Consider the following 14874-nt stretch of genomic DNA (forward strand, 5'->3'; position numbering starts at 1 on the left):
TACTTAGTCTATCAACGCATACGCTTCACTTACATAAGGCGCGATAGATAAGACTTAAAAATATTCACTACGCATTAAAAAAATACTTAACGTGCTAGGGAAGTTTAGCCAAGGAGGCTTCCTTATATCATTTGTCATAAATAACGGTGTTATACAGCATAACAAGATACTATCATTTTGCATGTTGAATGAGCGTGCGCGAGTATCATAAGTTTTTCTCATTTCAATCCTGTTAAATCAAGCACACTAATCCCCTTGCATATATGAAGGTTTTCAAGTTTTAAGAGTTATTGTTGTAGTTTGACAGTAGGTTTTATACTAAGTGGAAAGAGGCGGGATTAAGTAGGAATACGTGGTAATTTGTTGTTTTATGTACAATTTTTACCATTAAATGCGCGTTTTATCAAAATAGATTTTGACACCTAAAATTACAAAAATTACCGAAAATCAGAAAAAAGTGCGTTTCCATAGTAAAAATGAGAAAAGGCTTTCAAAACCCTTTGAGAACACCTTTAAAACTCTTTGAAAAAAATAAATTGGTACAAAATCTAGTGTCAAAATATACAAAACCAGATGACAAGCTACAATTGCAACATTAGAAATTACTAAGGCAACATTGGAGGATGATAAATAGCATGGTGACTATCGGTATGCATTTTGCAAGGCAAGGATGATGGTGCTCAAATAGATTTTATGCACTTTACAGGAGATTTTACTTTATCCATGTATGGTCTGCTATTATGAAATGAGTAAAGCGTTGAGAAATGTTTCATTAAAATAAATGTGTAAATAACATGATTTGGGAGACCTTTTGTTTTACGTGAGGGGCATGACTTCATTAAAAAACAGAGAATGCAATAATATTTTTATTTCGAATAAGCTTTATATCAAGACAGAGAAATTATTTATTCGCATATTATAATAAGAATGCGTGTATGTATAAACCATTTGAAAAATTCTGTTGTTTCTTATGAATTATTCTTAAGTTAAGAACAGATGTAACCTTAAAGATTGATATAATAGACCGGCTTCTTAACTGTATAAGTATAAAAATGAGGGTATTTAGTAAGCTTTGTATTATATCCTCATTAAGAGATATGAAAACAAACGAAATGTCTATCATATCAATGACTTTTCAATGATGTATATATAGAGATTCATACAAACATGCTTTACAAAAATAATGACTCTCTTCCATGAATGTGATTTATCATTGTTTACCAAGTGAGAACATTTTGAGTGTTCGTAAACAATCTTCTTTGTTCATAAAAATTATTTCACAAACATATTATTAATTAATTGCGCTCAAAAAGCTTGCTATTTCATATGTATTTTGGATGTGGAGAGCTTATATTCAAAACTTAAAAGTCCTCATAGTTTTTACAAATAAGTCGAAGCTAAAAAGAGTATCTCATAAAGCCTTTTTTATCATTAAGAAGATGGACGTGTTACAATATAAATGGCAATCAGCAATAATATAACCGCAACAAGTAAGGAAATCCATAAAGGAGGGTGTAGCATTACGAAAAAGGATAAAAATCCTCCTGTCATACTCATCATTGCAAAAACTTTAACGAATGGAGAGATTGCTTTTTTTTCTTCCCATCGCTTAATAGGGGGACCAAAAATACGATGATTATTCAACCATTGATGAAAACGTGGAGAAGAACGCGTAAAACACCATGAGGCAACCAATAAAAAAGGCACCGTTGGCATAATAGGTAATACGACACCGATAATACCTAATATAACCATCGCCCACCCTGCTATATAATAGCAGATACGTAAAGGGTGCGATATCTTCGAATCTTTTTTCATTCTCTCGTACTATTTTCCTCTACGCAAAACCCTATACAAAAACATTGTATCTGTTTTTTTCTGTTTACATGTCTGAGTGCACAATTACGCTCTACCCCTTCATGCGTAAGTGTCTTTGCTGTTATAAGTTCCTTGAAAATACCGAATAGCTTACACAATATGATAATCATTTTAAATGATTTCAAGAAAAGAGGAGAGATTTTAGAAAAACAAAAAAATAAAAAGGCTGCAGAAGAAATCAATGCAGCCTCTTAATTAAGAATGCAGTGTTGGGGGGGAGAAAATGTACTGCACTCATCTGCTAGATATTAGGAGGAAAAACAACCTAGCACCCCAGACTCTAATTAAAATAAAAATGAGAAACAATATATAAAAATGCATGGCTGATATGCATGAATTTTAACACTTTCAAGTTTCTTGAACTGTGTTTCGACGAAAGAAAATCATCATGAAAATAGCCATAAAAATCAACGTCAAGATCAACACAATTGTGGAAGCAGAATCAGAGCCGATAAATAAGCTGAGATAAATCCCTAAAAAACCAGAAAAAGCTGCAACAAGTATCGCGATCATTAACATAAAAGAAAACCGCTTTGTGACAAGATAGGCAATTGCTCCTGGTGCTATCAGTAAAGAAATAACGAGCACGATACCGACAGCTTTCAAAGCTGCAACAATTGTAAGAGAAATCATCGTTAGAAGGGTATAGTGGAGTAGAGATATTGGTAACCCCATTGCACGTCCTTGAACTGTGTCAAAAATATACAGCATAAAGTCGCGCCATTTTGCTGCTAAAATAAAAGTGACAACAGCAGAAATGATTGCCGTCTGCGTTATATCAAGCCAGTTAACACCCAAGAGATTACCAAATAGAATATGATTCAAATCTAAGCTACTATAAATAGACGTGGCTAAAACAAGCCCTAAACCAAACATTGAAGAAAAGACCACGCCCATCACCGTATCCTGTTTGATACGGCTATTGCTCCCTAAAAAACCCGTTAATAGTGCACACACCATTCCTGCAACAAAAGCACCGCAAGTAATCAAAGTCATTGTAATATTCTCTGGACGCATATGCTGAAACCAAGCAAATGGCAAAGAAGTTAAAAATGCGATTACCCATGGTGTTGTCATATAACCAACAACAACACCTGGAAAAACTGCATGAGAAATGGCATCGCCTAACAGCGCCCATCCTTTCAAAATAAGAAAACAGGAAAGCATCGCCATGGGAATAGAAAGAATCATGACAATAAGCATACCCTTAAGCATAAAAGAAAACTGAAACGGAAGCAGTAATTGATCAATCATGATAATATTACACCCTTTTTTGCCGCATTTATGCGTAAGCGCGCAGCAATAAACCCATGTTTAGGAGCAAAAATAAAAGCCAAAACAAATAAAGATGCTTGAAAAAGCACTACAACCCCCCCCGTTTGTGCATTCAAAAAATAACTCACATAAACACCCAAGACACTTGTGAAGGTTCCAATTACAACTGCAATAACCAAGATGTTTACGAAACGATCACTTAAAAGATAGGCCGTTGCCCCAGGTGTCACAACAAGACAAATGACTAAGAACGCTCCAACGGTTTGCATCGCAGCAACGGTACAAGCGGCAAGCAATGTGAAAAAGAGAATCTTTAAAAATTTTACGTTTAATCCAATGGCATGCGCATGCGTTTCATCAAATAACGAAACAAGAAGATCTTTCCATTTCAAAAGCAATATAAGCAACGAAACAAAGCCGATAAAAGCCAATTGTAGAATATCTGTTGAACTCACTGCTAAAATATTTCCCAAAACAATCGTATCAATATTAACGGCCATTGGTTTTAATGATTTGAGAAACAACCCAAAGGCAAAAAAGGAAGAAAAAATGAGCCCAATAATGGTATCTTCTTTAAGCTTTGTCCGATGGTTAAAAAAGAGCATTGCTGCTGCTGCAAGACCACCAGAAAAAAAAGCGCCGAGTGAAAAAGGTAACCCTAAAAGGTAAGCTCCTGCTACACCAGGAACAATCGAATGGGAAAGTGCATCACCAATCAATGACCAACCTTTTAACATCAAAAAAGCCGAAAGAAAGGCACAAACACACCCAACTAACCCAGAAACCCACATTGCATTCACCATATATTGATAGCTCAGTGGCTCAAGCAACCAAGAAATCATGCAACGTGCTCCACTCTTTCAATATCTTCACAAGCTGCAGACTGCTTTCTTCCCATGAAAACATCATTTTTTTTTGCGCTTTGAAGGTCAAAAATATGGTGGTGCAAAGATCCTCCAAAAGTTTTTTCCAGATTTTGCTTTGTAAAGATTTTTTCAGTTAATCCGGAAGCTAACACTGTTCCTTTTATTAAAACCGTATGATCACAAAATTCACGAACAGAACCCAAATTGTGAGTTGAAACCAAGATCACAGCTCCTTCTTTACGAAGATCTTGTAACAAAGCAATGATTTTATCTTCTGTTGTAACGTCAACCCCTGTAAACGGCTCATCTAATAAAATAGCTTTTGCTTTCTGTGCAAGAGCGCGTGCTAGAAAAACACGCTTTTTCTGTCCACCAGAAAGTTCTCCAATTTGGCGCTTGGCAAAAGCCAGCATATCAACACGTTCTAAGGCAATACGAACGGCTTCATAATCTTGTGTACGGGCATAGCGAAAGAAATTCATATGACCGTACCGCCCCATCAATACAACATCTTCAACCAAGACAGGAAAATTCCAATCAACATCTTCACTTTGAGGAACATAAGCAATAAGATTTTTTTTCAAAGCTACATCAACGGGCAAATCAAACATGCGAATTTTTCCCTTTGAGGGGCGTACAAACCCCATAATCGCTTTAAATAACGTTGACTTACCGGATCCATTAACACCAACCAATGCCGTAATAGAACCCTTTGGACTTTCAAAATTCACTTCGCGTAAAGCTGTATGTCCATTACGATATGTTACCGTTACTCCTTGGGCAAAAATTCCACATTCCGTCATTGGTTTTTTACTCCCTCTACTAAAGCATTGCTAATACGCCCACTCGTGACACGTAATAAATCAATATAAGTGGGTACCTCACCATTTTTCTCACTTAAAGAATCAACATAAAGAACACCACCGTATTTAGCTCCTGTTTCTCTGGCAACCTGCTTAGCAGGCGCAGGGGAAATAGTGCTTTCAGAAAAAACTGCATGAATATTGTATTTGCGAACCATATCAATAACATGCTTGACCTGCTGTGGTGTTCCTTGTTGGTCAGCATTGATGGGCCATAAATAAAGTTCTTTTAGATCAAAATCACGCGCCAAATAGCTAAAAGCCCCCTCACTAGTCACAAGCCAACGTTTATCTTGCGGTACAGCTTCTAATTCAGCCCTAATTGGATCAATCGTTGCACGAATTTTCTGTTTATAAATTTCAGCATTCTGTTTATAAATTTCAGCATGTTCAGGATCATATTTTACAAAAGCATCGCGAATATTATCAACGTAAATCAAAGCAGAGGTCGGTGACATCCACGCATGAGGATTGGGTTTACCGCTAAAGGGGCCCTCACCAATTTTAATGGGTACAATACCTTTTGAAACAACAACACTTGGAACATCCTTGATATTTTGAAAAAACTTTTCAAACCAAAGCTCTAACTCTAAACCATTCCACAATACAAGGTTAGCTCCCTGAGCACGCATAAGATCGCGTGGGGTGGGTTGGTATTCATGAATTTCCGCACCTGGTTTTGTAATGGATTCAACATCAGCGGCATCACCTGCTACATTGCGTGCCATATCAGCAATGATAGTGAATGTCGTAACAGCTTTAAATTTACCAGCACACAAAGCAAAATTGGGTGTAAAAAAAATAACACTTCCAAAAACTATGGTGAAAAACGTTCTTACGTTCATTGATTCTCTCTTTCCTTTATATGCCTTCTTTTTATTGCAAATAATTTGCATTATCATTTAGCAATAGCAGTTATCTTTTACATTTGCAATGAAGGATTAAGAGAAAAAATAACTTTTCAAGATGTTTAAAAACAGTTTTTTCATATTGAAAAAACTGATGATTTAAGCAGCTTGTTTTGGTAATAAAATCCCCTTTCAAGAAGCTCTATAGCTCTTGAGTGCTAAACAAAAAGGGAGTACTCAAACAAGCTCCCACTTCATGTAAAATATCTCATAAAAAATGAGAATACTCAGTAGCGTAAATATGCACCTGTCATTTTGGTAACATTATCCACGATCTTTGAGGCAAGCTTTTCTAAATCTTCATCTGTTAAAGTCCGTTCTATGGGCTGAATAGTTACTTCAATTGCAACAGATTTTTTATCTTCACCAAAGCTTAAATCTTCAAAAATATCAAAAACCTGCACTGAATGAATAAGTTTTTTATCGGCTCCACTTGCCGCCCGAATAATAAGAGAAGAGGCAACAGTTTTATCCGCTATAAAGGCAAAATCACGCCGCACCATTTGAAAAGGTGAGAGTTTCAAAGGAGGACGGCTTTTGGTCGTTTTTTTCTTTGATTCTGGAATTCGATCTAGAAAAATTTCAAAGCCGCATAAAGGGCCACTGACATCTAACTTTTCTAATGTAGCAGGATGAAAAACACCAAAAAAACCAAGAATAATCTTTGATCCAAGTTTTATGACACCTGAACGACCAGGATGATACCAATCCGGTGCTCCAACTTCAATCTGCACTTTCCCAACATCCATATCGCATGCTTCTAAAATAGCTAAAGCATCTGCTTTGGCATCAAAAACATCAACGACGGTTGCATTTCCATTCCAAAAACGCCCAGCCCCTTTAAATTGCTCTGTTCCGCGACGAATTCCACTAACAACACGGTGTTGTTTATCAGGGGTGTCGCCCTCATAAATACTTGAAACTTCAAACAAAGCAAGATCGGAAAAACCACGATCAGCATTTCTTTGTGCCGCCATAATCAAGCCAGGTAAAAGGGAAGGACGCATCATTGACATATCAGCAGCAATAGGATTAACTAATTTAAGCTCTTCTTGACCTCCTCCAAAAGCAAGAGCTTGATTTTCAGAAATAAAAGACCATGTCACCGCTTCTTTCATACCACGTTGCACTAGAGCCAAACGTGTAGCACGTGAACGAATTTGTGCGCATGTTAAAATTTGATCTTTTCCTTCTGCAAAGTTTTCCAAAGGAATAGGTTTAATTTTATCTAACCCATAAATTCTCATAACCTCTTCCACCAAATCGGCTTTACCCATAATATCAGGGCGCCATGATGGTACTTTTACCGTAACGACTTCTCCTTTTCCTTCAACAAAAAATCCAAGTTTTGTTAAAATAGAGATGACTTTTTCAGGTTCTATTTCCAAATTTGTTAAACGTTTAATTTCAGAAAAAGGAAAAGCGATCTGTTTGATTTCTTGTTGCTGATAGCCAACGATCTTCTTTTTAGATACTTCACCACCACAAAGACGTAAGACCAATTCTGTTGCAATCTCAAGTCCTGTTTCTATAAAAGCCGGGTCAACACCTCGTTCAAATCGATAACGTGCATCACTAATAAGACCTAATGCTCTTCCTGTTTGTGCAATGCTTCGCGCATCCCAAAGCGCCGATTCAATAATAATGCGATGTGTTGTTTCATCACAACTCGTTCTTTCACCGCCCATGATACCGGCAATCGAAACAACCCCCTCGTCATCTGCAATGACACAATTCTTAGGGCCCAGATGATAGATTTTTCCGTTCAGTGCTTGAAGCTGCTCTCCTTCACGCGCGCAACGTACACACAAATTACCTTTAATTTTATCTGCATCAAAAACATGGAGCGGACGACCAAGGTCAAAACTGATGTAATTGGTCATATCAACAAGCGCATTAATCGGTCTCAGACCAATTGCATTCAAACGCTGTTGCATCCACTGTGGTGATGCACCATTTTGAACATTGCGCACTTCACGCCAAGCAAAACCTAAACATAATGATGAATCTTGCGAAAAATCTAATGAAACATCGAGAGGTGTTTCAAAGGAAGGATCAAATTTTGACAAGGATAATTCTTTTAATTTTCCCATTCCAGCGGCAGCAAGATCACGTGCAATACCACGAACACCTGTGCAATCGGAACGATTAGGGGTCAAACCAATATCAATAACCGGATCATCTAAACCAGCATAAGCTGCAAATGAACCTCCAATAGGTGCATCTTCTGGAAGTTCAATAATCCCATCATGCTCATTTGATAATTCAAGCTCCGCTTGTGAACACATCATCCCAAAACTTTCAACACCTCGGATTTTTCCTACAGATAATGTTACATCAAGTCCTAGAATATAAGTGCCTGGTAGTGCCAGAACACCAACAAGACCTGCGCGTGCATTTGGTGCTCCACAGACAACTTGAACAGGTGTGGAAGTCCCTGTATCGACTGATAAAATTTGAAGTTTATCTGCATCAGGATGCTTTATTGCTGTTAAAACTTTTGCAATCACAAAACCTTTTAAAGAAGACCGATCATCAACGTAATCAACCTCAAGACCTATAGCGGTTAATTTTTCACAAATTTCATTCAAAGATGCATTTGTTTCTAAGTGATCTTTTAACCAGGACAATGTAAACTTCATTTTAAAACCTCACATGAAAGCGATGACTAAGATCACACATTTCTATTAGGAAAAAAAGCAGGCATATCAAAGCAACGAAAGCCATAATGGTCTAACCAACGCAGGTCAGCATCAAAAAAAGCCCGCAAATCAGGCATACCGTATTTCAACATGGCAATACGATCAATGCCCATGCCCCATGCAAAACCTTGATATTCATCTGGATCTAAACCAACATTTTTCAACACCTGGGGATGCACCATTCCGCATCCTAAAATTTCCAACCAATCCTGCCCTTCTCCGAACTTTACTTCTGAACCAGAACGATCACATTGAATATCTACCTCCATAGATGGTTCGGTAAAAGGGAAAAAAGAGGGACGAAAACGCATTTTTACAGAGGGAACTTCAAAAAATGCTTTACAAAAAGTTTCATGCAGCCACATCATATGTGCAATGGTGGAGGTTTTATCAATGACAAGACCCTCGACCTGATGGAACATGGGAGAATGTGTTGCATCCGAATCCATGCGGTAAGTTTTTCCAGGAATAATGATTCGTATCGGTGCTTTTTGTTTTTCTAGTGTGCGAATTTGTACGGGTGATGTATGGGTTCGCAATAATTTTCGTTCTCCCATTTTATCAACATCAAAAAAGAAGGTATCATGCATTTCACGCGCTGGATGCCCTTCAGGAAAATTCAATGCTGTAAAATTATAATAATCTGTTTCAATATCAGGTCCCTCTGCAAGAGAAAAACCCAACTTTGTATAAATGGCAATAATTTCCTCAATCACTTGTGAAATAGGATGAATGCGTCCCCGTTCTATAGGTGAAGAGCGAACAGGCAAGGTAACATCAACTGTTTCACGAGAAAGACGGGCATCCATTGCCTGTCTTTTCAGAAGATCACGCTTTTGTGCCCATAATTCTAAAATGCGATTTTTTAATCCATTAAGAACTGGTCCAACTTTATGGCGCTCGCCAGCATCCATTTTTCCTAATTCTTTTAATTTTTCAGAGATACTACCTTTTTTACCCAATGCTGCAATACGCACTTCTTCAAGTGCTTGTTCATCACCTGCTGCCTCTAAGGCTAAACAAATTTCTTGTTCCAGACGCTCAATATCATTCATATTTTTGCCTATTTTTTAATAAAGAAAAACCCGCACTCGCAATAGCCAGCACGGGACCTCGAATAAATGAATGCTTTAAGAGAACACGACTGGCTTATTTGACAGCGCCTTCGAAAGCATTAGGTGTCGTATCTTTTAAATATTCTAAAGCTTTTTTTGCCGAAGCAACTAAAGCAGAAAATGCTTCTGCCTCATGGATTGCTATATCTGAAAGAACCTTACGATCAACCTCAATACCGGCTTTTGATAAGCCATCAATAAAACGTCCATAAGTTAAACCTTCTGCGCGAACAGCCGCATTAATTCTCTGAATCCACAAAGCACGGAAAGTACGTTTCCTATTTTTGCGGTCACGATAAGCGTATTGCTTTGAACGATCAACCGCTGCTTTAGCTGCACGAATGGTATTTTTACGACGACCGTAAAAACCTTCAGCCTGTTTAAGAACTTTTTTGTGCTTAGCGTGTGCTGTCACACCTCTTTTCACACGAGCCATATTATAATCTCCTCAAAATCAAAAGCGTAAGGTTTAAATACCATTCGGCAAATAATGCTGAATGACTTTTTTAGCATCTTGTTCACACAAAACCATTGTTCCACGTGCATCGCGAATAAATTTATTCGAACGCTTAATCATGCCGTGGCGCTTACCGGCAGCTGCTACTTTAATTTTGCCTGACGCAGTGATTTTAAACCGCTTTTTAGCGGATGATTTGGTCTTCATCTTGGGCATTTTGCTACTCCGTACATTAATTTATTCAATCAAACATTTTATTCACTCAAGCGGACCAACGCTTGAACAAGCATTTAAACAGCCACGGCATGCCCTGCCGGGCGGCTCTTAAAGACGTTTTCATAAGCTAGTATACACAAAATAGCAAGACCGTATTACAAAAAAATCGGCGCTCCATTGCCTTGAAGCTCAACCAAAGGTGCTGGAATTGCATTTGTTTTGATGGCTGCTTTACATAAATCGGCAATAATGCATTGCGTACATTGTGGTTTACGGGCTTGACAAATATAGCGACCATGTAAAATCAGCCAATGATGCGCATGGCGAATATAATGAACCGGTATAATCTTTAATAATTTTTTCTCAACAATTTCTGGTGTTTTTCCAGGCGCCAAACCAAGACGATTGCTTAAGCGAAAAATATGTGTATCTACTGCCAATGTAGGCTGACCAAAAGCAACATTCAAGACCACATTAGCCGTTTTGCGCCCCACTCCAGGAAGGGCCATGAGTGCTTCACGCGTATCGGGTACTTGACCGCCATAATAATCAATTAAACAGTTGCAAAGCGCATAAACATTACGTGCTTTTGCACGCCAAAGGCCAATTGAACGGATATGATTTGCTATTTCTTCTTCCCCTAATGCAACCATTTTTTCCGGTTGATCAGCAAGGCAAAATAATTCTTTTGTCGCTTTATTAACGCTTACATCTGTCGCTTGAGCCGAAAGCACAACGGCAACTAAAAGTGTAAAAGTATTTATGTAGTTAAGATCACTCTTAGGTGTTGGGCGTTGCACAGAAAAACGGCGAAATATTTCCGCAATTTCATCTTTATTATACAATATACTAGATAAATTTCGCACCTTTGATAATTTTATGTTACTTTGAGGCATTGAACTCTCTTAAATCTTCTCTCTTGAAGTTATCATTCACGCTCGCCATATGAGAGGAGTGCAGCGAACACTTTTATAGAGTTTGGTCAAGTAAAGCCGTTTTAAAGAGGATACTCATGAATGACACATGTGACGCCTTTCTCCAATCCTTTTCTTTTAGGGTTTGAAACCGTAGAAAAAATATTGCAACGTATCGGTAAAGCTGATGAGGCTTACCCAGCCTATAATATTGAACGTTTGCATAAAAGTGATGATGCAAATCATATCCGGATAACTTTGGCTGTTGCTGGATTTAAGATTAACCATCTTAATATTTTACTCGATGATAATCAATTGGTTATTCATGGTAAACAAACAGACAACCAAAATCATCAATATTTATATCGCGGTATAGCTGCGCGACAATTCCAGCGAACCTTTGTTCTCGCGGAAGGGATGCATGTTACAAATGCAGAGTTGAAAAATGGTCTTTTATCAATTAATCTGTATCAACCAAAATTAAAAAAAGAAATAAAACAGATTCCAATTAAAGTCAGTAGTGGTGAGTCATAAAAGTTAAGGCGTAAAGGAACAGTGAAATGGGAGAACACAAACAAAACTTGTCGTTTCAGAACACATCCTACTCTGATGCGGGACAGATTGCCTATTTAAAAAAAGTTTGTACAGATGATCTGGCTAAAAACTTTCCAGATCTTCCACCGATGACCCCAGGCATTACGATATGGGCTCTCTTTGGTGAAACAGGTTATCCTATCATTTTATCCGATGAGCGTTCTATCGCCCTTGCTGGAGCCAATGAGCATGAACTACAAATTGTAACTCTGCACTAGATTACCTTACGAGAAAAAGCTGTACTCTTTATAAATTCTATCTGTTTTTTCGTAAAGGGTGTAATGTGAGTTATAATGAGATTAAGTATTGATTTATATTCATAATTAATTTTTTACAACTGGAATGAGAGTCCCGAATATCATAAGGTTCTCTCATTTGAGATCTTCTTATATTGAAACAATTAAAGTCACTTGCTTGATGTCATAAGCAGGGAGAGCCATGTGGATAAAAACACTTGAAGAAAGGAATAAAAATATCTCTTTTTAATTGTCTCAATTACCAAGGACGTTCACGATATGGGGATAAAAAAATGTATGATGGTGTCAGTTTTCTTCTTCATAAGTGTGAAGATGTCCCTTATAGATTTATATTATTCACGGGGGCTGTTATACCATTCATAGGCGCTATCGTGAAATGGGCTCGAGTGCATTGAAAGATGTCTCTTTAAAATGAGTATAAAGGCTATACAAGTGTATTTTGTTTGGTGTGTTTTGTTCTTCCTGAGGGGAGTAGCTCTATTGAAGAGTGTAAAAACAAAAGCATGAGATAATGCGTCATCATTATTTAAAAGATATTTTTATGAATGCGTTTGAAAGGTGTAAAGCTGAATTATAAGGAGATGATAGATTTTTATCACGATTTCTTTATATTCTTTCCAATTCCAGAAATTACGCAAACAGATAGATGCAATATGCTAACCAAATCTGGCATACAAAAATCTGGAACAGTTCGTGTCATACTGAAGCGTTTTGATATTTGTCTCAAACGTGGACTTGCACAGGGATTAGATGTTGATTAACAGGTAATAAAAAACAAAGGCTTTATGAAAAAGTTTATGCAGAGCTTTTAATTTTGTGCTTCAAATGCCGCAGTACAAGGTATTTTTCTCTTTTGAATATTAAAGCTCTTGTTTTTATAATGAAGTTACAGCACAACAAGCAAAATGGAATTATTTGAGGGGAAAAAAATAATGCCTTCTTACCGTTCAAGAATATCAACCCACGGGCGTAATATGGCAGGAGCCCGCGGACTTTGGCGTGCAACAGGGATGAAAGATACTGATTTTGGTAAACCCATTATTGCGATTGCGAATTCTTTTACACAATTTGTACCAGGGCATGTTCATTTAAAAGATCTTGGGCAATTAGTCGCACAACAGATAGCAGTTGCCGGTGGTGTTGCGAAAGAATTTAATACCATTGCTGTAGATGATGGAATTGCGATGGGGCACGATGGAATGCTCTATTCGTTGCCCTCACGTGAAATCATTGCTGATTCTGTAGAGTATATGGTTAATGCACACTGTGCAGATGCACTTGTTTGTATTTCTAATTGTGACAAAATTACACCTGGTATGTTAATGGCTGCTTTACGGTTGAATATTCCGACAATCTTTGTTTCAGGCGGTCCTATGGAAGCAGGTAAGATTAAATGGAAGGATCAAGATCTAACGGTTGATTTGGTCGATGCCATGGTTGCAGCAGCTTCAGAACAAAATTCAGAAGAAGAAGTTGCTGAAATGGAGCGTGCTGCTTGTCCTACATGTGGTTCTTGTTCAGGAATGTTTACGGCCAATTCTATGAATTGCTTAACGGAAGCATTGGGGCTTTCTCTTCCCGGAAATGGATCAATGTTAGCAACACATGCAGATCGACGAATGCTTTTTGAAGAAGCTGGAAAACAGATTGTTGCATTGGTTAAACGTTATTATGAAGAAGATGATGAAACAGTTTTGCCGCGCTCTATTGCTTCACGCAAGGCTTTTGAAAATGCAATGACCGTTGATATTGCCATGGGGGGATCAACCAATACAGTACTGCATCTTTTAGCTGCAGCGCAAGAAGGTGAGGTGGATTTTACCATGACGGATATTGATCATCTTTCACGTTGTGTTCCTGTTTTATGTAAGGTTGCTCCTGCTGTTGCAAATGTACATATGGAAGATGTTCATCGCGCTGGTGGTATTATGGGGCTTTTAGGTGAACTGGATGCGGCAGGACTCATTGATACATCAACTTATACGGTTCACGCAAAAACAATGAAAGAAGCTCTTTACCGCTGGGATGTAAAGCAAACTAATGAGCCAACAGTTCATGCATTTTATCGTGCCGCTCCAGGTGGTATTCCAACACAGACAGCTTTTAGTCAATCTTGTCGCTATGAGACCCTTGACCTTGATCGTGAAAAAGGTGTGATTCGCGATAGGGAACACGCATATTCACAAGATGGAGGATTGGCAGTTCTTTATGGGAATCTTGCAAAAGATGGCTGCATTGTAAAAACAGCAGGCGTTGATCAATCAATTTTAACTTTTAAAGGTCCGGCAAGAATTTTTGAAAGCCAAGATTCAGCTGTTTCAGCTATATTAACTGATAAGATTAAAATAGGTGAAATTGTTTTAATCCGTTATGAAGGCCCACGTGGTGGACCTGGAATGCAAGAAATGCTTTATCCAACGAGTTATCTCAAATCTAAAGGATTAGGCAAGGTTTGTGCACTTGTTACAGATGGACGTTTTTCAGGTGGAAGTTCAGGGCTCTCAATAGGACATATTTCACCAGAAGCTGCTGAAGGAGGAGAAATTGCGTTGGTGGAAGAGGGGGATATCATAGAAATTGATATTCCAAATCGTAGAATTCATATGTTGGTGGATGACGTTGAGATGAACCAGCGCCGTTCTAAGATGGAAGCAAAAGGAAAAGGCGCTTGGCAACCGATTGAGAAGCGTCAGCGTAAAGTTTCAAAGGCTCTCAAAGCCTATGCAGCGATGACCACATCTGCTGCAAAGGGTGCAGTACGTAATATTTGATGAGTTGAATAGAGATAGTGCTCTGATTTTTTGCATCTTTTGCACGATATTCTAAGCT

13 protein-coding genes are annotated in these 14874 nt (G+C 38.0%); 3 read left to right on the forward strand and 10 right to left on the reverse strand.

Going from position 1 to position 14874, the window contains the following annotated elements:
* Positions 1 to 1431: 1431 nt before the first annotated feature.
* The 10 genes from ACFIMK_RS05855 to nth all read right to left on the reverse strand — a co-directional run bounded on the left by ACFIMK_RS05855 (position 1432) and on the right by nth (position 11176).
* Positions 1432 to 1818 (reverse strand): YbaN family protein, encoded by a 387-nt coding sequence (locus ACFIMK_RS05855; protein WP_273790249.1) that lies wholly within the window; start codon positions 1816 to 1818, stop codon positions 1432 to 1434.
* A gap of 408 nt (positions 1819 to 2226) precedes the next feature.
* Positions 2227 to 3132: a metal ABC transporter permease gene (locus ACFIMK_RS05860; protein ID WP_273790250.1), complete on the reverse strand. Its 906-nt coding sequence runs from the start codon at positions 3130 to 3132 to the stop codon at positions 2227 to 2229.
* Positions 3129 to 3995, reverse strand: a complete 867-nt coding sequence (locus ACFIMK_RS05865) for a metal ABC transporter permease (RefSeq protein ID WP_375611406.1) — start codon at positions 3993 to 3995, stop codon at positions 3129 to 3131. The genes ACFIMK_RS05860 and ACFIMK_RS05865 overlap by 4 nt, the downstream gene beginning before the upstream one ends.
* Positions 3992 to 4822: a manganese/iron ABC transporter ATP-binding protein gene (locus ACFIMK_RS05870; protein ID WP_375615605.1), complete on the reverse strand. Its 831-nt coding sequence runs from the start codon at positions 4820 to 4822 to the stop codon at positions 3992 to 3994. Before ACFIMK_RS05870 ends, ACFIMK_RS05865 begins: the two co-directional genes overlap by 4 nt.
* Entirely contained in the window at positions 4819 to 5727 is a 909-nt protein-coding gene (locus ACFIMK_RS05875; protein WP_375611408.1) for a metal ABC transporter substrate-binding protein, read from the reverse strand. Before ACFIMK_RS05875 ends, ACFIMK_RS05870 begins: the two co-directional genes overlap by 4 nt.
* Positions 5728 to 6017: 290 nt before the next feature.
* A complete protein-coding gene (gene pheT / locus ACFIMK_RS05880) occupies positions 6018 to 8432 on the reverse strand; it encodes a phenylalanine--tRNA ligase subunit beta (protein ID WP_375649122.1) in 2415 nt (804 codons plus the stop codon).
* A gap of 32 nt (positions 8433 to 8464) precedes the next feature.
* A complete protein-coding gene (gene pheS / locus ACFIMK_RS05885; RefSeq protein WP_375612817.1) occupies positions 8465 to 9547 on the reverse strand; it encodes a phenylalanine--tRNA ligase subunit alpha in 1083 nt (360 codons plus the stop codon).
* A 94-nt stretch (positions 9548 to 9641) separates the two neighbouring features.
* Entirely contained in the window at positions 9642 to 10043 is a 402-nt protein-coding gene (rplT, locus tag ACFIMK_RS05890) for a 50S ribosomal protein L20 (protein WP_012754515.1), read from the reverse strand.
* Positions 10044 to 10076: 33 nt separating this feature from the next.
* Complete coding sequence (gene rpmI / locus ACFIMK_RS05895; RefSeq protein ID WP_183193590.1) at positions 10077 to 10280, reverse strand: 50S ribosomal protein L35; 204 nt, start codon at positions 10278 to 10280, stop codon at positions 10077 to 10079.
* Between the two features lie 155 nt (positions 10281 to 10435).
* A complete protein-coding gene (nth, locus tag ACFIMK_RS05900; RefSeq protein WP_375612818.1) occupies positions 10436 to 11176 on the reverse strand; it encodes an endonuclease III in 741 nt (246 codons plus the stop codon).
* 120 nt (positions 11177 to 11296) lie between these two features.
* Between nth and ACFIMK_RS05905 the strand changes: the two genes are divergently transcribed.
* From ACFIMK_RS05905 to ilvD, 3 genes are all read left to right on the forward strand, one after another.
* Positions 11297 to 11728 (forward strand): Hsp20 family protein, encoded by a 432-nt coding sequence (locus ACFIMK_RS05905; protein WP_375612819.1) that lies wholly within the window; start codon positions 11297 to 11299, stop codon positions 11726 to 11728.
* Between the two features lie 26 nt (positions 11729 to 11754).
* Positions 11755 to 12006 carry a DUF1150 domain-containing protein gene (locus ACFIMK_RS05910; RefSeq protein ID WP_012754519.1) on the forward strand — a complete coding sequence of 84 codons (252 nt, stop codon included), beginning with the start codon at positions 11755 to 11757 and terminating at the stop codon, positions 12004 to 12006.
* Positions 12007 to 12977: 971 nt separating this feature from the next.
* Complete coding sequence (ilvD, locus tag ACFIMK_RS05915) at positions 12978 to 14816, forward strand: dihydroxy-acid dehydratase (protein WP_375638162.1); 1839 nt, start codon at positions 12978 to 12980, stop codon at positions 14814 to 14816.
* The last annotated feature ends 58 nt before the right edge of the window (positions 14817 to 14874 follow it).

It is taken from the genome of Bartonella sp. AP280QHHD (assembly GCF_042196125.1).
Taxonomy (GTDB): domain Bacteria; phylum Pseudomonadota; class Alphaproteobacteria; order Rhizobiales; family Rhizobiaceae; genus Bartonella.

Bases quoted from the DNA above. Each gene is read 5' to 3' on its own strand.
- ACFIMK_RS05855 (WP_273790249.1), bottom strand. From the start codon at position 1,818: ATGAAAAAAGATTCGAAGATATCGCACCCTTTACGTATCTGCTATTAT.
- ACFIMK_RS05860 (WP_273790250.1), bottom strand. From the start codon at position 3,132: ATGATTGATCAATTACTGCTTCCGTTTCAGTTTTCTTTTATGCTTAAG.
- ACFIMK_RS05865 (WP_375611406.1), bottom strand. From the start codon at position 3,995: ATGATTTCTTGGTTGCTTGAGCCACTGAGCTATCAATATATGGTGAAT.
- ACFIMK_RS05870 (WP_375615605.1), bottom strand. From the start codon at position 4,822: ATGACGGAATGTGGAATTTTTGCCCAAGGAGTAACGGTAACATATCGT.
- ACFIMK_RS05875 (WP_375611408.1), bottom strand. From the start codon at position 5,727: ATGAACGTAAGAACGTTTTTCACCATAGTTTTTGGAAGTGTTATTTTT.
- pheT (WP_375649122.1), bottom strand. From the start codon at position 8,432: ATGAAGTTTACATTGTCCTGGTTAAAAGATCACTTAGAAACAAATGCA.
- pheS (WP_375612817.1), bottom strand. From the start codon at position 9,547: ATGAATGATATTGAGCGTCTGGAACAAGAAATTTGTTTAGCCTTAGAG.
- rplT (WP_012754515.1), bottom strand. From the start codon at position 10,043: ATGGCTCGTGTGAAAAGAGGTGTGACAGCACACGCTAAGCACAAAAAA.
- rpmI (WP_183193590.1), bottom strand. From the start codon at position 10,280: ATGCCCAAGATGAAGACCAAATCATCCGCTAAAAAGCGGTTTAAAATC.
- nth (WP_375612818.1), bottom strand. From the start codon at position 11,176: ATGCCTCAAAGTAACATAAAATTATCAAAGGTGCGAAATTTATCTAGT.
- ACFIMK_RS05905 (WP_375612819.1), top strand. From the start codon at position 11,297: ATGACACATGTGACGCCTTTCTCCAATCCTTTTCTTTTAGGGTTTGAA.
- ACFIMK_RS05910 (WP_012754519.1), top strand. From the start codon at position 11,755: ATGGGAGAACACAAACAAAACTTGTCGTTTCAGAACACATCCTACTCT.
- ilvD (WP_375638162.1), top strand. From the start codon at position 12,978: ATGCCTTCTTACCGTTCAAGAATATCAACCCACGGGCGTAATATGGCA.